Annotated in this window: 16 protein-coding genes and 1 tRNA gene; 6 read left to right on the forward strand and 11 right to left on the reverse strand. The window is 64.4% G+C overall.

The features are described from left to right. The first annotated feature begins 189 nt into the window (after window positions 1-189). Window positions 190-1,725, forward strand: a complete 1,536-nt coding sequence (locus E3T31_RS00005) for a plasmid pRiA4b ORF-3 family protein (protein ID WP_134466926.1) — start codon at window positions 190-192, stop codon at window positions 1,723-1,725. Between the two features lie 100 nt (window positions 1,726-1,825). On the opposite strand, the gene E3T31_RS00010 is transcribed toward E3T31_RS00005, so the two are convergent. Beyond that, window positions 1,826-2,227 carry a hypothetical protein gene (locus E3T31_RS00010; RefSeq protein WP_134466927.1) on the reverse strand — a complete coding sequence of 134 codons (402 nt, stop codon included), beginning with the start codon at window positions 2,225-2,227 and terminating at the stop codon, window positions 1,826-1,828. A 132-nt stretch (window positions 2,228-2,359) separates the two neighbouring features. Here E3T31_RS00010 and E3T31_RS00015 point away from each other — a divergent pair, with 132 nt between their 5' ends. After that, on the forward strand, window positions 2,360-2,929 hold the full coding sequence (locus E3T31_RS00015; RefSeq protein WP_134466928.1) for a hypothetical protein: 570 nt from the start codon (window positions 2,360-2,362) through the stop codon (window positions 2,927-2,929). Here the strand turns inward: E3T31_RS00015 and E3T31_RS00020 are convergent. Then, window positions 2,916-3,314: a DUF1294 domain-containing protein gene (locus E3T31_RS00020; protein ID WP_134466929.1), complete on the reverse strand. Its 399-nt coding sequence runs from the start codon at window positions 3,312-3,314 to the stop codon at window positions 2,916-2,918. The genes E3T31_RS00015 and E3T31_RS00020 overlap by 14 nt on opposite strands. A gap of 53 nt (window positions 3,315-3,367) precedes the next feature. Further along, window positions 3,368-4,105 carry a flavodoxin family protein gene (locus E3T31_RS00025; protein WP_134466930.1) on the reverse strand — a complete coding sequence of 246 codons (738 nt, stop codon included), beginning with the start codon at window positions 4,103-4,105 and terminating at the stop codon, window positions 3,368-3,370. 150 nt (window positions 4,106-4,255) lie between these two features. Here E3T31_RS00025 and E3T31_RS00030 point away from each other — a divergent pair. Both E3T31_RS00030 and E3T31_RS00035 read left to right on the forward strand, forming a co-directional pair. Beyond that, window positions 4,256-4,328, forward strand: a tRNA-Arg gene (locus E3T31_RS00030). Window positions 4,329-4,916: 588 nt separating this feature from the next. Then, a complete protein-coding gene (locus E3T31_RS00035) occupies window positions 4,917-6,380 on the forward strand; it encodes a cryptochrome/photolyase family protein (protein WP_134466931.1) in 1,464 nt (487 codons plus the stop codon). 3 nt (window positions 6,381-6,383) lie between these two features. On the opposite strand, the gene E3T31_RS00040 is transcribed toward E3T31_RS00035, so the two are convergent. The 4 genes from E3T31_RS00040 to upp all read right to left on the reverse strand — a co-directional run bounded on the left by E3T31_RS00040 (window position 6,384) and on the right by upp (window position 9,961). Further along, entirely contained in the window at window positions 6,384-7,082 is a 699-nt protein-coding gene (locus tag E3T31_RS00040; protein WP_134466932.1) for an SDR family oxidoreductase, read from the reverse strand. Window positions 7,083-7,347: 265 nt separating this feature from the next. Further along, window positions 7,348-7,755 (reverse strand): MarR family winged helix-turn-helix transcriptional regulator, encoded by a 408-nt coding sequence (locus tag E3T31_RS00045; RefSeq protein ID WP_134467057.1) that lies wholly within the window; start codon window positions 7,753-7,755, stop codon window positions 7,348-7,350. A gap of 376 nt (window positions 7,756-8,131) precedes the next feature. Then, window positions 8,132-8,833 carry a winged helix-turn-helix domain-containing protein gene (locus E3T31_RS00050; protein ID WP_134466933.1) on the reverse strand — a complete coding sequence of 234 codons (702 nt, stop codon included), beginning with the start codon at window positions 8,831-8,833 and terminating at the stop codon, window positions 8,132-8,134. A gap of 495 nt (window positions 8,834-9,328) precedes the next feature. Next, window positions 9,329-9,961, reverse strand: a complete 633-nt coding sequence (gene upp, locus E3T31_RS00055; RefSeq protein ID WP_134466934.1) for a uracil phosphoribosyltransferase — start codon at window positions 9,959-9,961, stop codon at window positions 9,329-9,331. Between the two features lie 34 nt (window positions 9,962-9,995). Here upp and tadA point away from each other — a divergent pair, with 34 nt between their 5' ends. Beyond that, window positions 9,996-10,472: a tRNA adenosine(34) deaminase TadA gene (tadA, locus tag E3T31_RS00060; RefSeq protein ID WP_206750299.1), complete on the forward strand. Its 477-nt coding sequence runs from the start codon at window positions 9,996-9,998 to the stop codon at window positions 10,470-10,472. Window positions 10,473-10,475: 3 nt separating this feature from the next. Here tadA and E3T31_RS00065 read toward each other — a convergent pair whose 3' ends face one another. Beyond that, the gene (locus E3T31_RS00065) at window positions 10,476-11,438 is read right to left on the reverse strand and encodes a cation diffusion facilitator family transporter (protein WP_134466935.1); all 963 of its coding nucleotides are present in this window, start codon (window positions 11,436-11,438) and stop codon (window positions 10,476-10,478) included. Between the two features lie 92 nt (window positions 11,439-11,530). Between E3T31_RS00065 and proC the strand changes: the two genes are divergently transcribed. Next, a complete protein-coding gene (gene proC / locus E3T31_RS00070) occupies window positions 11,531-12,379 on the forward strand; it encodes a pyrroline-5-carboxylate reductase (RefSeq protein WP_134466936.1) in 849 nt (282 codons plus the stop codon). Between the two features lie 3 nt (window positions 12,380-12,382). On the opposite strand, the gene E3T31_RS00075 is transcribed toward proC, so the two are convergent. The 3 genes from E3T31_RS00075 to E3T31_RS00085 all read right to left on the reverse strand — a co-directional run bounded on the left by E3T31_RS00075 (window position 12,383) and on the right by E3T31_RS00085 (window position 16,298). Then, entirely contained in the window at window positions 12,383-13,993 is a 1,611-nt protein-coding gene (locus E3T31_RS00075) for a chromosome partitioning protein (protein WP_241977433.1), read from the reverse strand. Between the two features lie 156 nt (window positions 13,994-14,149). Further along, a complete protein-coding gene (locus tag E3T31_RS00080; RefSeq protein WP_104134831.1) occupies window positions 14,150-14,821 on the reverse strand; it encodes a TrkA family potassium uptake protein in 672 nt (223 codons plus the stop codon). Beyond that, window positions 14,814-16,298 (reverse strand): TrkH family potassium uptake protein, encoded by a 1,485-nt coding sequence (locus E3T31_RS00085; protein ID WP_134466937.1) that lies wholly within the window; start codon window positions 16,296-16,298, stop codon window positions 14,814-14,816. The genes E3T31_RS00080 and E3T31_RS00085 overlap by 8 nt, the downstream gene beginning before the upstream one ends. Window positions 16,299-16,326 lie beyond the last annotated feature (28 nt).

The raw sequence follows: 16,326 nt of genomic DNA on the forward strand, positions 1-16,326 counted from the left end.
AAGCAGCACCACAGGCAGCAGCCCCACCCGAACCACCAGCCCCACCACCGCCCGACCCGCCCGCACCGCTGCCGCCAGCCGAACCGATCAGCGATCCGTGGAGTGGCGACTGGAACACCAGCGGGAACACCGACGACACCAACCCCCAACCGTTCTAGGGTCCTGAGCAAGTTCAAATATCCTGTCGGTATGACGACACCGCCCAACCATGACGCGAGTTCCGAGAACGTGACCGACTTCGCTGACTTCAAGGCGCGGTTTGACGCCTCGACGGCCGGCTCGGGTTCGCCCGACGACTCAGCCCTTGCGTTCGTGGATGCACCGCTCAAGCCGCTCCCACTGCTGACACCACCTGACACTCCGGTTCTGTTCCGCCTCCGCGTCGACCTCGCCGATTCACACCCGCCGATCTGGCGGCGACTCACGTTGCCGTCGAACCTGACCCTCGACGTTCTGCACGACGTGCTGCAGACCGCGTTCGGCTGGACCAACAGCCACTTGCACCGATTCGCGCTCGCCACAGACCGCTACAGTCACGAGACGCAGGGGATCCTCACCCCTTACGACGTTGAGGAGGGTGACGAGGGCGTGCTGGAAAGCGAGCTGCGTCTCGATCAGCTCTTGGCGAAGAAGAATGACTGGCTCCGCTACACCTATGATTTCGGTGACGACTGGGACCACACCATCAAACTTGAAGACGTACTGCCGCAGCAGCAGGCGGTGACGGATGCCGCCGTGCGCTGTGTCGACGGTCGCCGCCGGGGGCCGGTCGAAGACGTGGGCGGGATTTACGGCTGGGAACACCTTCTTGCCGTGGCTGCGGGAACGACTCCACCTGACTACCCGGAGCAACGGGAGATCGCCTTCGAGATGGGCTTGCACCGGTTCGTCGACGAGATCGATCTCGCCGAAATCAACCGGGGTCTGGAACGGCTGGCGGGGTCGGACGCCGCACTCGGCTGGCTGCGCCGCCACAATTCCTCGGGCGGCACGCCTTCCAAGCTGGTCATCCTCTTCGCGGGAGTGAGTCCGGACGCGCAGCGTCACCTCGCTGGCTACCTCGCGTCCGCAGACGTGGTGGAGCCGACGCCGATCGATGAGGCCGAGGCCGCGACGGCCACCGCGGTGATCCGGACATTCCTGGGGAACGTGGGCGGCGGAATCCGTTTGACCAGTGCCGGGTATCTCCCTCCCGCGCGCGTTCGGGCGCTGATGGAAGAGCTCGACACGGAGAAGATCTGGCGGGGCGAGGCGAACCGGGAGTCGCAAACCTACCCGCTGCTGTTTCTGCGGGAGACGGCTGCGCAGCTCGGCTTGGTGCGCAAATTCCGGGGCGACCTGCTGCTGACCAAGCGGGGTGCGCAGCTGCGCGATGCTCCGGTGGAGCTGTGGCAATACCTCGCGGCCCGCCTTCCGCTCGAGCGCAGTGATGACGGCCGGGACAGCGCATTGCTCCTCCTGATGCTCGTGGCCGCCGGTGAAGCCGGCTCTTGGGATCGCCTCCGCAAGTCGCTCGATCTGCTCACCTCAATGGTGGGCTGGACTTTTGGCGGGCGAGGGCGCTACGGCAACGACTCCGCGCTGAGCGACGCGTCAGACACCCGACGGGTGCTCGGCTGGGCGGGAACGGGCAGCCTGCTTCCGCCGAGCGGGTCGGACTCGCACGGACTCGAAACGGATGCCGCACGGCAGCTTGCGCGTGCCGCGCTCACCCGCTGGACGTGAGCTCGAGATTCTCGCGAATCGACCTGCTCAACACCGTCTGGAACGACCCAGCCCGGGAAGGCCGGCTCCGCGATAAGTTCGATACAGGGGGAGGCTCGCCCTAACCTTCGGGCGCCTTCGACCCTGCTTCCGTGCATGTTGTGAGGAGCTGATCGCCGGCGAATTCGCCCGCTTCGTCGGCACCTGCCGGAACGGCGTTCCGCAATAAGCGCGCGAGTCGTTGCTCGTCCGCCTGCGGCCGATCAGACGAGACCCACGACGCGTGAATGTTGCACGCGTCCTCAACCCCGTCCGGCGGTGTTGGGCTGGCGCACCCGGCCAGGAGGAGCGTTGCAAGGCTGAGGGCGACACTCATGCCTAACCGGATTCCCATGCGTTCACCGCACTCCTCGTGCTCCACCGCCCGCATCGCCCCTTCGTCCAGGGGAATGACGGCCCCACCCATCGGGGTGCGGCTCACGTCAGCACCGAGGGCATCGACCAGATGGACGGCAGGACTCACACAATCCGTGCACGGCACGGACCAGTTCCTTCGATAAAATGGAAGTGACCTGCACGAGGAAGTGGTGGCGCAATCATTTGGAACCGGTCCCGGCGTCGTGCTGACGCTCACGCGAACGTCAGAGAACCCGACGTGAACGCTGAGCTGCCCGACCTCGAACGCACCGTCGATGAGGGCCTGCTGATCGCGGTGTCGGCCGTGCGCATGGCCGTGAAGAACGACATCATCGTTGGCGCGCTCCGCGAGCACGACGACTACGACGCCGCGCGGTACGCCGCCGATGCCCGCAGTGAGCTGCGCCACCTGGCCCGGCAAAACGAGGAGTACGCACGGCGGGTCAGCCGGATGAGCAAGGACCTCGCGTCAATGAAATGGCGGCTGAGCCTGACCGACGACCAACGACACGACCTCAAGCAGTTCGCCCTGCGCTTGCGGGTGCACGAGCGGCTGGCTCTGGCCCTCGACGCCGTGGCCGATGATGACGACCAGGTGGGACGCATCGTTGCGAGTGCGCAACGGTCGGCGAGTGAAGAGGTCAGTTCGGCCGTCTCGTCGAAGCTCATCGAACTGGCCGTCGATCAACGTGAACCCGACTACGCCGAGCATCGTAACGAGCGCCTGGAAGCGTTTGTGCTGATCAATCTGGCCATTTTGAAGGCCAAGTACGAGGCCGAAACCGGGGAAGAATTCAACGAATACTGAACAGCTGGCCGAGCACTTCGTCGAATGCCGGTGAGCTCAATGCCACGAGCAGCCCAACGTTGACGACGACCGTGAGCCAGAACGCGCGGCGAAAACGCGTCTTCTGCGTCTTGTGTCGCACAGTTTGCTGCGCCAAGATTGCGCCCGGCCAACCGCCGACCAACCCCCAGAGCAGAAGCGTTCGGTCCGATACCCGCCGGCGTGCGGTGCCGCACCGGCGTTTGTCCACGAGGTAGAGCACGAAACAGATCAGGCTCGCCGCCAGATACAGACCGGCCACCCACAGCGGCAGCGACCAGTACCAGCCGACGCCCAGGCAGACCACCGCGAAGCCGGCAATCGCGAAATAGCTGCCGCGGCCCCGGTGAGAGCGGGCGGCAACCATGACCTCATTTTACCTACCCGGTTTCCGGAACTATCGAGTTTTCGAATTGACGGCTACCGATATTCCGGGTTCGGCTCAAACCCGAAGCGTTCGCCGCGGTCCCAGTCCTGGCGCAGGTTGCCGTACGCCGGGATGCCGCCGTTCTGCTTTAGGATCGAGGCGAGGTGCATGAGGTTCCAGCTCATGAACGTTGTGTTGCGGTTGGTGAAGTCGTTCTGCGGACCGCCAGACCCCTCGTCGAGGTAACTCGGGCCTGGACCGATTTCGCCGATCCAGCCGGAATCGGCGGCGGGCGGAATCGAATAGCCAATGTGCTGCAGGCTGTAGAGCAGGTTCGACGTGCAGTGTTTCACACCGTCTTCGTTGCCGGTGATGATGGCGCCGCCGACCTTGCCATAGAAGATGTACTGGCCTTTCTCGTTGAATTCGCCCGAGTGGGCGTAGAGCCGCTCCACGATGCGTTTGGTCACCGAGCCGTTGTCGCCGAGCCAGATCGGCCCGGCCAGCACGAGAATGTCGGCGGCCTGCACCGTCGGGAACAGCGACGGCCAGGCATCCGTTGGCCAGCCGTGTTCGGTCATGTCCGGGTAAACTCCGGTGGCAATGTCATGGTCGATGGCGCGAATCAGGTCGACCTGCACGCCCTGCTCCCGCATGATTCGAGCGCTGAGATCGACGATGCCCTGGGTGTTGCTCACCTCGGGACTGCGTTTCAGGGTGCAATTGATGAAGACGGCGCGCAGGTCGGAGTAGTCAAAGGCTGCCGCATCGGCGCGGCTGGTTTCGTTCACCCGGTTAGTAAATCACTCGACCGGGACCGACAACAGGGGTTGATTTTGCCGTCGATGGCGCGCCGCAGCCGGGCGGCGGCGCGGAGAGCTCCCGATAGCTGGTATAGTTTTCAAGTTGTCTCCGGTCGTTAAAGTTCGTGGGATTGACATGCGCTCGTAGCTCAACGGATAGAGCATCTGACTACGGATCAGAAGGTTGGGGGTTCGAATCCCTTCGGGCGCACAGATAAACCCCGTCTCATCAGGCTTTTAGCCTGTTAGATGGGGTTTTCTCGTTGGGCAAGGTTCCGCTTTGTCCCGCTTTGAACAACGGAGCCAGCGCGTCACGCCCCATTTCACGGACTCCGGCCGGGCAATATAGGTCCGTTTGGTGAGGGCGTCACTGGTGTGCTCGAGCAATTGTGCCACCGCTTCTGGTTGCGCGGCGGCGGAAGATGTCAACCTTTATGAGTCAGTTTCTTTAGCCGGTCATTTCCTTGCTAGACAGAAATGTTTAGAACAGTTGCTTCCAAAACTCGCACAGGTAACTGGCAACTCGACGCTTCATGCGAAAAGGGCCACACCGTGTTCAAAGACCAAATGCACCCGCAAGGTCCCTACAAGTGCCCTTCTGCGGTCACGATGCCTACTAACGGCTGAGGCAGTCGTCCGCCTCTGCGTGGATATTCGTATCGCTTCAGGCGCGCAGCATCAGTCCCGTTCGACCGTGCGTCGAGTGGGACTTTTCTTTTCAGGGTCGCCGGACGCCGTCTGCGCCGTACCCGACCGGCTGGACCGGTAGCTCAAAGCCCGTTTTCGGTAAGATCGCGCTATGACCCTGCCTCGCTTTCTTTTCGCTGATCAGCTCGGTCCGCACTACGACGACGGTGGGCCCATTGTGCTGGTCGAGGCGACTGCCGTTCTGGGGCGACGCACGTATCACCGGGCTAAAGCCCATCTCATCCTGAGCGCACTTCGCCACCGCGCGCGGGAGTTGGGTGATCGCGCAGAGTTTCTGCGAGCCGAGCACTACCGGGACGTGCTCAAGGGCCGTGATCTCGAGGTGATCAACCCCACCTCGTGGGGCGCACGCGCGCTGGTCGCAGAATTGGGCGCATCCGTTCTGCCGAGTCGAGGCTTCGTGACGAGCGAGCAGGACTTCGCCAGTTGGGCCGACGGCCGGCCCGCATCCCGGCTTGTGATGGAGCAGTTCTACCGCCACGTGCGCACGACCACCGGCACACTTATGCGTGGCCCTGAGCCGGAGGGCGGGCGCTTCAACTTCGATCAGGATAATCGACAGCCGCCCCCGAAACGTGCGGCCAGTCTCGGTCTGCCCGACCCGTGGGCCCCGGTCGAAGACGACATCGACGCGGAGGTGCGCCGAGACCTTGACTGCCTCGTCGCTGAGGGCCGTGTGCACCTGATCGGAGCGGATGGCCCGCGCCGATTTGCGGCCACCCGCGCGGAAGCGCTCGCGGCGCTGGATGATTTCATCGAAACGCGACTGTCGGACTTCGGGCCCTTCGAGGATGCCTCGCTGATCGGGGACAGCACGATGGCCCACTCGAGGTTGAGCGTTCCACTCAACCTCGGCCTCCTGCATCCGCAGGAAGTCATCGACGCGGTCGTCTCGGCGTACCACTCCGGTCAGGTTCCGTTGCCCAGCGCCGAGGCCGTGGTGCGCCAAATCATGGGCTGGCGGGACTGGGTCTGGCACCTGTACTGGCACCTCGGCGAGAACTACGTCGCGGAGAGCAATTTTCTTGGAGCCCACGAGCCGCTTCCGCCGGCGTTTCTGGAGTTGAATGGTGCCGCCGTCGAAGCGCGGTGCTTGAGCCACGTGCTCGATGAGGTTTCCCGCACCGGGTATGCGCATCATATTCAGCGCCTCATGATTCTGGGCAACTGGTCATTGCAGCGAGGCTACGAACCTTCAGCACTGTCGGATTGGTTTATCAATGCCTTCGTCGACGGAACACCGTGGGTCATGCCGGCCAACGTTGTCGGCATGTCACAGCACGCCGACGGCGGCATTGTCGCGACGAAGCCATACGCCGCCGGTGGCGCCTACATCTCGAAGATGACCGATTTCTGCGGGGGCTGTCGGTTCAATCCGAAAATTCGGGTGGGTCCGGAGGCCTGCCCGTTCACGGCCGGATATTGGGCATTCCTGGATCGCGTCGAGCCGCGCATCCGCGGTAATCACCGAATGGCCCAGCCGCTCGCCGGCCTGAGGCGTCTTGTGGACCGCGACGAGGTTGTGGCTCAGGAGCGCACGCGCACGGACTGGTAGGGCCTATCCGGCGAAGGCGGTGCTCGGCAGGTCGCGCTCGCCGGAGATGATCGCGTCGACGACGCGTCGGGCGACATCCGCTGGCTGATAGCCGGTAGGTAGTGGCGGTGCTGACCCCTGGATCGGTCGGGTGGCCAGTCCCGTTTCGGTATGGCCGGGTCGTGCATCAAGAAAGCGGATGCCGTCCCGTCGCATCTCCCGGCCCGCCGCTTGCGCGAAGGCCGCGAGGGCTGCCTTCGAGGCCGAGTATGCCGCCATGTTCGCGGTTGGGCGCTCGCTCACAATGCCGCTGAGCGTGACAAAGAACGGATCACGATGCCCGCCGGATGATTCGGTCAGAGCGGGACGGGCTGCCCGGAGCAGGCGCATCGATGCCGTCGCGTTCACCGCCATCAGGGTATCTATTGTTTCGTCAGCGACATCCGCTATGGGGCCGAACGCTACGACTCCGGCGGCGTTGATGATTCCGTCGAGGCGGCCGTGTGCGGCTAGGGCGGCGGACACGAGCTGTGCGGCCGTGCTCGGATCACTCAGGTCGCCAGTGACCGTCGCTCCAAAGATGCCGAGTTCGGCGAGACGCTCAGCGTTGCGCCCGTGCAGGGTGAGCAGAGCGCCCTCTTCGCTTAGAAGCTGGGCAATTTCGCGGCCCAAGCCACCGGTAGCGCCGACGATAAGAACGGATGAACCGGAGAGGGAAGCCATGGCTTCATGATAAACGAGATGCTGAGTGCTTGCGCAAGATTAGGGTTTCCGTCCCCAAGCTGGGATAGCATCGACCAAAGCGAGCATTGCTCAACTGATCTGCGTTCGTTTTGTTCCCAGGGATCGGTACGTGGTTGCACCCGATTTTCTCACCGGGCAATGTTCGGGCGCACGGTGAGGAAGGCATTCCTGCGAGGGACTGCCTCGGTGGGACGAGGGGTAGGGCCCTCGTTCCATCGCCCGACTTTTCGATGGCCGGCGTGGGTCAAACGTCGAGTGTTGGGTCCTCGTCACGCTCGCCAGGGCAGTCGACGCGCAGCTTGTCGCACAGCGCGGCGAGCTGCAGCAGTTCGGCCTGAGTCAGGGACTCGCCAATGCGCTCGGTGATCGCGCCCATGTGCAGAACAGCGACCCGTCGAAACAGGGCCAGGCCCGCCTCGGTGAGCTCGATGATCGCGCCGCGCCCGTCGCTCGGGTCGCTGAGCTTGTGTAGATATCCGCGCGACACGAGCCGATCAACGAGGCGACTCACGCTCGGCTGAGTCAACAGCACGTGCTGATTGAGATCACGTAAGCGGATGCGCCGCTCCGGCTGCCGAGAAAGGTTGAACATCACGTCGTACTCGTTGAGCGAAATCTCCTTGGACGGAAAATTCGCGGCCAGGCTGCGCATGATGGCCACCTGGGCGCGAAACAGCGATTCCCACGCGCCCACCGCGATCGTTCGATCCACCACCTGCGGCTCCTAACCTCGTTCTATCAAGGATAGAGACTCGGCGGGGCAGGCCGGGCCAGGGTCGGTGGCTGGGCCGGCAGTATCCGCTTTCTGAGAAAAAACGGATGCCGTGCATGAAACTCGCAGGTGATTTTCTGGCCCAAAGGTGGCGCCCGTTACCTATTCGTTATATGTTTTAGGTGCGTCAACCGTTTGCTGTGGCGGACGACGTGAAATGTGATTGCAGGACACTCTTGGTGCAAGGGAAGAGGGTCAGTCGTAGCCTCTGCGACTGGCCCTCAGTCCTTTTAACCGGCAGCACGTGAGCGGCCGTTCAGAACAGGTCGGGGCTCGGCGTGGTCGACTGGCGGATTGCGACGTCCGCGTGGCGGTCGAAGCGGTAGCCGACACCGCGCACCGTGCGCACGATGTCTTCGTAGCGGCCGAGCTTGGAGCGCAGACGGCGAACGTGCACGTCGATGGTGCGCTCGTTCGGGGTGTCTTCCTCGTCGGCGGAGTTCCACAGCGACGAAATGATTTCGGCCCGGTCAATGGTGCGGCCCTCACGCAGCACGAGGTACTGCAGCAGCTCGAACTCCTTGTAGGTCAGTGCTGCCGTCTCGTTATCGAGAATGACGCGCTTGCGGGAGATGTCGACGACGACACCGCTGCGGGCTCGGTCGAGTTCTTCGGGCTCGGCGCGGTGGGCGGCGAGTGCGGCCGGATCCTGCAGGGCCAGGCGCACGACGTCAACGTCGCGACCGCCGGCGCCCTGGGGCGCCAAAGCGACGGCGGCGTAGGTCTCGGCCGAGGGGGCGATGTCGGCGGCGAGGGCCTTGAGCGCCTCGACGATGCGGTTCAGGCTTGTGCCGGCCGCGGCCGCCTTGGCTTCATCGATGCCGACGTAGAGCACGAAGCCGCGAGCCTCGGTGCCGCTGGGCACGGCGCGAATGCGGGGGGTGGCCACCGGCGGGGCCAGGGTCAGGTCGGGGCGGTTGAACGTGGGGCGAGTGGCGTGGATGTGTGCGAGAGACATGGGAGAGGTCCTTGACTGTTCGATCGACGGGAGCCCGACGGATGCGCCAAGCGCCTATTCCGTGACTGAGACTCGAGGTGTGGCCCGTGGGGCCGGAAGGCGAATGCATCGAAAAGCATTCGGGGCGTCAGCCTGAACTGTCAGGCAGTGAACGCGAGGGGGGGAAAGTCGCGGTTAGCGGCACATTCGGCAACAGCGGATGGCGGGGGTGCCGACCATCATCATGGCGGCAGTCCCGGGGGCCTCGAGGGAGGTCAGGGGGCGTGCGCTGGTTGTCATAACTGTGAGTAAAGCGGAATGTGACGCCGCGTGTCAATTTGGCGTCGCGGCAAGTCGCCGAATGACGTGCAACACGTTCGCAGCGTGCTGCCTGTTTAGGCGATTCCGTGCAAAATCACGTCTTTGTGAAATATTGCATGATGAAACGCGAATCGATCAAAGATTATTGATGTGACCCGGGGCTAGCGTGTCGTCGGTCGCAGGACCTGCATGAGATCAGACGAGGCCGTACAGGCGGTCGCCCGCATCACCGAGGCCGGGCACGATGTAGCCCAGCTCGTTCAGCTTCTCGTCGACGGCGCCCAGCACGATCGTCACTTCGCGGCCGGCTAGTGCCGCCTCGACGGCGGCGAGGCCTTCGGGGGCCGCCAGGATGCAGATCGCCGTCACATCGACCGCGCCGCGGTCGAATAGAAAGTTGATCGCGGCGATGAGCGAGCCGCCGGTGGCGAGCATCGGGTCCAGTACGAAACACTGCCGATCCGACAGGTCGTCGGGCAGGCGTTCGGCGTAGGTCGCCGGCTGCAGCGTCTCTTCGTTGCGGGCCATTCCGAGAAAACCGACCTCGGCGGTCGGCAGCAGCTTGACCATACCTTCCAGCATTCCCAGGCCGGCGCGCAGAATCGGCACGACGAGCGGCTTCGGGTCGCTGATCCGCACGCCCTGCGCGGCCGATACGGGGGTCTGCACGGTCACGGCTTCCACCCGTACGCCGCGCGTACCTTCATAGGCGAGCAGCGTCATGAGCTCTTCGACCAGCGATCGGAACAGCGGCGACGGCGTGTCCTTGTCGCGGAGCACGGTGAGCTTGTGTGTGATGAGCGGGTGGTCGGCAACGTGGACTCGCATAGGCTCGATTCTACTAGACGGGTTGAGGTGAGACATGGGTGCACGAGACCAACACGATGAGTGGATGCTGCTGGCCCTGACCGAGGCGCGCGCCGCCCTGGCTTCCGACGACGTGCCGGTCGGCGCCATCATCGTCGACAGCGCGGGCCAGGTGATCGGCCGGGGCCGCAACGAGCGCGAACTGCACCAGGACCCCACCCTGCACGCCGAGGTCGTCGCCATTCGCCAGGCCGCCGCGCACACCGGGGACTGGCACCTGACCGAATGCACCCTGATCGTCACGCTCGAACCCTGCGTCATGTGCTCCGGCGCCATCCTCGCCGCCCGGCTGCCCACGGTCGTCTTCGGCGCCTGGGATGAAAAAGCGGGAGCGGCCGGGTCGGTCTACGACGTGCTGCGCGACCGCCGGCTCAACCACCGGGTCGAGGTCTTCGCTGGCGTCAACGAGGTCGAGTGCGGCACCATTCTGCGGGAATTCTTCGAGAATCCGGCGCGCAGAAGCCGGCGCTGAGTCCTACTCGAGTCCCTTGATCACGAAGCTGTCGGTCGGCGGGTCGGCCAAGTTCGGGTCGAAGTGAATGTCCGGCTCGAGATAGATGGTGCGGGCCAACGGCACGGCGGCTCGAATGCGGGTCTCCACGGCGTTGATATCCGCGGCGACGTCGGTAAAGCGGTGGTCGCCGTCAAAGGCGAGTTTGGCGCCGACCAGAATCTCGTCCGGGCCGAGATAGAGGGTCTTGAGGTGAATGATGCGCCTGGTCTCCGGGCCATCGAGAATGGCCGCCTCGATGGCATCGAGGTCTCTCCTGCTGGCGCCTTCGCCGACCAGCAGGCTCTTGGTCTCAATGCCGAGAATGATCGCGACCAGCACGAGCAGCGCGCCAATGGCGAGCGTGCCGATCGCATCCCAGATCGGCTCGTCGGTGATGATGGTCAGGCCGACACCCACGAAGGCGAAGGCCAGGCCGGTGAGCGCTGCGACATCTTCGAGCAGTACGACGGGCAGCTCGGGCGCCTTCGCGTGCCGCACGAACTGCACCCAGCTCTGCTTCCCGCGCACATGGTTCGATTCCCGAATCGCGGTGCGCAGCGAATAGCCCTCGAGGACCATAGCGATAGTGAGCACCAGAATCGGTAGCCAGGCATTTTCGAGCGGATGCGGGTGCTGCAGCTTGTCGAAACCCTCATAGAGCGAGAACACACCGCCGATCGAGAACAGGATGATCGACACCACGAAGGCGTAGACGTATCGTTCGCGCCCATAGCCGAACGGATGCTCCAGGTCGGCCCGCTTTTTCGCCTTACGACCACCGAGCAGCAGGAGTAACTGGTTGCCGGCATCCGCTACCGAGTGCACCGCCTCCGCCAGCATCGAGGAGGAGCCGGAAAAGGCCCAGGCCACGAACTTGGTGATGGCAATGCCCAGATTGGCCGCGAAGGCCGCCACGATTGCCTTGTTTCCGCCCGATGCGCTCATGGGATCATCTTAGAACCGGCGCCAGCTGGCGGAGGCTGCGCTCAGGTGGGGCGTTTTGGGCACCTCGATGGCAGGAAAAGTAGACTGGTCGGATGACTTCTTCCCCGAATGTGACTCTGCCCACGATCGCCTTCCTCGGCGCCGGCTCCATGGCTCGCGCCATTCTGGCCGGCCTGCTGAAGCCCGGCGTCACCGTTGAGGGCAGCATTCGCGTCACCAACCGCACCGCGGTCAAGGCCGCCGAGCTGGCCGACACCGACGGTGTCACCGCCTACGCGACCGAAATCGACGCTGACGCGAACCTCAAAGCCATCGACGGCGCCCAGATCGTCATCATCGCCGTCAAGCCGTACATGGTCGCCGATCTGCTGGCGGAAATCGGCACGTCGCTCGCTCCCGGCACGCTCGTGCTGAGCGTCGCGGCCGGCGTTACCATCGACACCTTCGAATCGCTCCTGCCGAGCACCGTGCACGTCATCCGCACCATGCCGAACACGCCCGCCGTCGTCGGCATGGCCGTCACCGGCATCAGTGCCGGCACCCGATCGAGCGACGCTGACCTCGAACTCACGCGTGCCCTGTTCGCGACCGTCGGCGACGTTCTGGTCGTTCCCGAGAGCAAGCTCGACGCCCTCAGCACCATCAGCGGCTCCGGCCCCGCGTACGTGTTCTACCTGATCGAGCAGCTCACCGAAACGGCCATCGCCAAGGGATTCACGCCCGAAGAAGCGGCCATCATGGTCAACGGAACATTCCTCGGTGCGAGCTCGCTGCTCGCCGTTTCGGACAAGTCGCCGAGCGAACTGCGCCGCCTGGTCACGAGTCCGGCCGGCACCACCGAGCGCGCCGTCTGGGAGCTTGAAAAGGGTGGCCTCAAGGAACTCTTCGACACCGCAACGGATGCCGCCCTGGCGCGTGCGAAGGAACTCGCCGCCTCCTAGCGCCTACAGCCCCTCGGCGATGGCGGCCGTCGCCTGCAGCCAGGCTGAGCGGGTGCGGGGCGCCAGCGCGTCGACGTTGAGCGGTCCGCCGCCGACCAGCGAAGCGTCGTAGGGAACGTCGACGACGGTGCGGGTGAGCTGGCGAAAGTGGTCGTGCAGGCGCGCGGACAACTGCTCATCCGCGGTCTTCGACGGTGAAGCGAGTATGGTCACCGCCTGGGCGACCTTGTCGGCGTTCCCCTTCTGGCGCAGGCCGTCGAGCAGCGAGGCTGCACCGTAACCGGTGTCCTCGCGGATGGTCGAGACGATCACGAGCTGGTCGGCGGTCTCCACGGCCGCCTCCCAGTTACTGGCCCGCATGTTGTTGCCGGTGTCGATGACGAGCACCCGGTAGAAGCGGCTGAGCGTTGTATGCAGTTTGCGGAATGCGACATCGTCGATGCTCGCCGCTCCCGCCGGATCGAGGTCGGAGGCGAGTGCATCGAACTGGGCGTCGCCCTGCGACCGTACATAGTTGTCGAGGTCGCCCACCCGGGAGCGAGCATCACCGAAGCGATCCAGGTCGCGCAGCAGATCGACGGCCGTATTGGTGTGCCGAGCGGCCTGAGCGCGTACCCCCAGGGTTCCCATGGTCTCGTTGTTGTCCCAGGCGAGGGTATAGCCGCCGCGATAGATGCCGAACGTTGCCGCAATGAGCAGCGTTGCGGTTGTTTTGTGCGCCCCGCCCTTGGGGTTGAGGACCACGATCGTGCGGGGGCCGTTCAGGCTGCGCTGCACGGCGGTGATGGCGCTGCGCTGCATCTGCTCGGAGGGACTCGGCGCGAGCGAGACCAGCCCGCCGGTGAGGCGGCGGATGGCGCCCTGCCAGCCGTGCTCGGCCGGACCGGTCGGTGCCGGCGGCCGCGAGCTCAGAAAATCGGCGAGGTTGGGCGGGACGGTGGTCGATGTCGCGGCGGCCGCGGCAGCGGGCGAGGTAACAAATGGCGAGGTGGCTGGACGTGATGTGACCGGAACCGATGTGACCGGCACCGATATGACCGGCGCTGACGCGACTGGCAGCGACGGTGTCCGCTCTGCTCCGCTGACGGATGCCCGCGGCTCCGCGGCAACAGCCAAAGGAGCGAGCAGGGAATCGAACAGGCTGACGGGTTCATCGTCGGGTTCATCGGCGGCGTCTGCGGCGGGCGGCTGCAGCAGCGCAGCAAACGGGGTGGGCGCATCCGCTTCGATCGGCACGGCAGGTCGCGGCGAACTGTTCTGCACGGGGAGCGGCACGGTGTGCGCCGGCTTGGGATGCCGCCCGACGACGACCGGTCCGGCGGACTCGACGCGTCCGTTCGGGTGCACCGTCAGCGGCCAGTCGCCCTGCTCGTCGCTGACCTGCAGTAGCACAGACTGCCCGCGGGTGCGGGCGGTCTCGACGACGAGACCGATGATCTCCTCGCGCACGCCGGCTTCATCGTTGCCGGTCACCGTGCGCGTTGCGCCGTTGATGGTGACCTCGCCCGTCGTATCGGTTTGCACTTCGGCGATGATGTCAGCGGTGGTGTCAGGCACCGTGAATCCGGCCTCGGGCGCAACGGTATCGGGGAGCGCGGGAACGTTTCGTGACATGGATGAGCCTTTCCGTCCTCGGACATGACGCCACAGGCAGCCTCGCCGAGCTGCGACGAGTTATGTCCGTAGTAGGAGAATAGCCGGTCGCCGTCCACGAATTGGAGGATTATTCACCGAATCCGGGTGCATTCCACCAGAACGGATGCTGATCGGCTAAGATCCGAGGGCCGCGAACCGCTCGATGTCGGCTTCGGCGCCCGACACGATGATGAGGTCGTGGTTGGAGACCACCGTCTCAGCGGTGGCATAGGTGAACGGCTTTCCCGGACTCTTCACGCCGACCACCGTGACGTTGTACTTGCGACGCACGCCGGAGTCCACTAGGTTGAGGCCGCGGATCTGCTTAGGCGGGTACATCTTCACGAGGGCGAAATCATCGTCGAACTCGATGAAGTCGAGCATGCGACCCGACACGAGGTGGGCGACGCGTTCCCCGGCCTCGGCCTCGGGGTAGATCACGTGGTTGGCGCCAATGCGTTCGAGAATTTTGCCGTGCGACTTGGAAATGGCCTTGGCCCAGATCTGCTGGATCTTCAGGTCAACCAGGTTCGCCACGATGAGCACGCTCGCTTCGACCGAGGAACCGGTTGCGCAGACGGCGATGGAGAAGTCCTGGGCACCGATTTGCTGCAGGGCCTCGAGGGAGCGGGCATCCGCTTGCACAGCGTGGGTGACTCGCTCCGACCACTTCTGCACCAGCGCCTCACTCGTGTCGACCACGAGCACTTCGCGGCCGAGACGGTCGAGCTGGCCGGCTGTGGCAGCACCGAAACGCCCGAGCCCGACGATGAGTACGGGGGCGTCGTGTTTGATGCGATCAACCAACGATGGGCCTCTCTTCCGGGCGTTTGAACAGTTGCCTGCTCTGGCTTGCGGCCAGTGCTGCCGCGAGAGTCACTGTACCAACCCGGCCCATGAACATCGTGGCAGCCATCACGTACACGCCCTCAGGCGGCAGGTCGGCGGTGAGGCCGGTGGACAGACCGCAGGTCGCAAAGGCGCTGATCACGTCAAACAGCACGAGGTCGAACGGCTCTTTGGAGATGTGCAGAATCAGGATGCTCGCCACGGCGACGGTGGTCGCGCCCCACAGCACCACGCTGACCGACAGGCGCAGAATGTCGCTTGGAATCCGGCGGCCGAAGGCTTCCATCTCCTGCTTGCCCCTGGCCTCGGCAAAGGCCGCAAGAAAGAGGATGGCCAGGGTCGTCACTTTGATACCGCCAGCGGTCGACGCCGACCCGCCGCCGATGAACATGAGCATGTCGCTCAGCAACAGGCTTGACCCGTGCAGATCGCTGATGTCGATCGTCGCGAAGCCGCCCGAGCGGGTCATTACCGACATGAATAGGGACTGAAAAATGGTGTCACCGGCATTGAGCGCGCCGAACGTCTTCGGATTGTCGAATTCCAGAATGATGTAGAACACCATGCCGAGGATCATGAGCGCGGTCGTGGTCACGAGGGTCAGCTTCACGTGCACCGACCAGCGGCGGGGGGAGCGCCAGCCACGGGCGAAGGCGTAAATCACCGGAAAGCCGAGGCTGCCCAAAAATACGCCGATCATCAGCGCACCGAGAAACCAATAGTCACCGGCGAACTGGTCGAGTCCGCCGATGTTGGGGTTGAAGCCGGTATTGGTGAAGGCCATCGCGGCGTAGTAGAAGCTGTGCCACACGGCCTCACCGATCGCGACGCCGTCGGCCAGCATGCGGGGAAAGAGCAGGGCGGCAACGCCGACTTCGATGACCAGGGCGCTGATCGCCACGGTCAGCAACAGGCTGCCGACCTCGCCGAGCCGCACGGTCTGACCCTCGTTGACCGGGCCAGCGTGGATGCGCGACGGGTTGGAATCGCTCGCGGCCATGAGCTTGGCGCGCAGACCCAGACGACGCGAGATGACCAGACCCATGAGCGAGGCCAGGGTCAGCACGCCGATGCCGCCGATGTTGACGCCGACGAAGACGAGAATATTGCCGAACGGCGACCAGTGGGTGGCCATGTCGACCGTGGTCAGGCCGGTCACGCAGATGACCGACACCGCTGTGAACAGGGCGTCGTGCAGCGGCGTCATGATGCGGTCCGCCGAAGCGACCGGCAGCGAGAACAACAGGGTGAACACCATGATGAGTGCCGTGAAAATGAGAATGGCAAACCGCGATGGTGACTTGTGCGCGAGGGAGTCCACGCCGTCGCGCAGATGCGCCAGAATGCTCAGTGGGCGGGGGAGGGACGGCCCTGTCCCGGTTCTCGACAACACCTGGAACCCCCGATTGACCTGCGACCTGTGCCAGTTTGACATGGTACTACCCAGCGGTGGTTTTTACCCA

The organism is Cryobacterium sp. TMS1-13-1, assembly GCF_004403125.1.
Lineage (GTDB): Bacteria > Actinomycetota > Actinomycetes > Actinomycetales > Microbacteriaceae > Cryobacterium > Cryobacterium levicorallinum.

Coding starts and splice junctions, on each gene's coding strand:
- E3T31_RS00050 (WP_134466933.1), bottom strand. CDS start 8,833: ATGTCTCTCGCACACATCCACGCCACTCGCCCCACGTTCAACCGCCCC.
- E3T31_RS00040 (WP_134466932.1), bottom strand. CDS start 7,082: ATGGCTTCCCTCTCCGGTTCATCCGTTCTTATCGTCGGCGCTACCGGT.
- E3T31_RS00065 (WP_134466935.1), bottom strand. CDS start 11,438: ATGAGCGCATCGGGCGGAAACAAGGCAATCGTGGCGGCCTTCGCGGCC.
- E3T31_RS00005 (WP_134466926.1), top strand. CDS start 190: ATGACGACACCGCCCAACCATGACGCGAGTTCCGAGAACGTGACCGAC.
- upp (WP_134466934.1), bottom strand. CDS start 9,961: ATGCGAGTCCACGTTGCCGACCACCCGCTCATCACACACAAGCTCACC.
- E3T31_RS00020 (WP_134466929.1), bottom strand. CDS start 3,314: ATGGTTGCCGCCCGCTCTCACCGGGGCCGCGGCAGCTATTTCGCGATT.
- E3T31_RS00075 (WP_241977433.1), bottom strand. CDS start 13,993: ATGTCACGAAACGTTCCCGCGCTCCCCGATACCGTTGCGCCCGAGGCC.
- proC (WP_134466936.1), top strand. CDS start 11,531: ATGACTTCTTCCCCGAATGTGACTCTGCCCACGATCGCCTTCCTCGGC.
- E3T31_RS00045 (WP_134467057.1), bottom strand. CDS start 7,755: ATGCGCAGCCTGGCCGCGAATTTTCCGTCCAAGGAGATTTCGCTCAAC.
- E3T31_RS00035 (WP_134466931.1), top strand. CDS start 4,917: ATGACCCTGCCTCGCTTTCTTTTCGCTGATCAGCTCGGTCCGCACTAC.
- tadA (WP_206750299.1), top strand. CDS start 9,996: ATGGGTGCACGAGACCAACACGATGAGTGGATGCTGCTGGCCCTGACC.
- E3T31_RS00085 (WP_134466937.1), bottom strand. CDS start 16,298: ATGTCAAACTGGCACAGGTCGCAGGTCAATCGGGGGTTCCAGGTGTTG.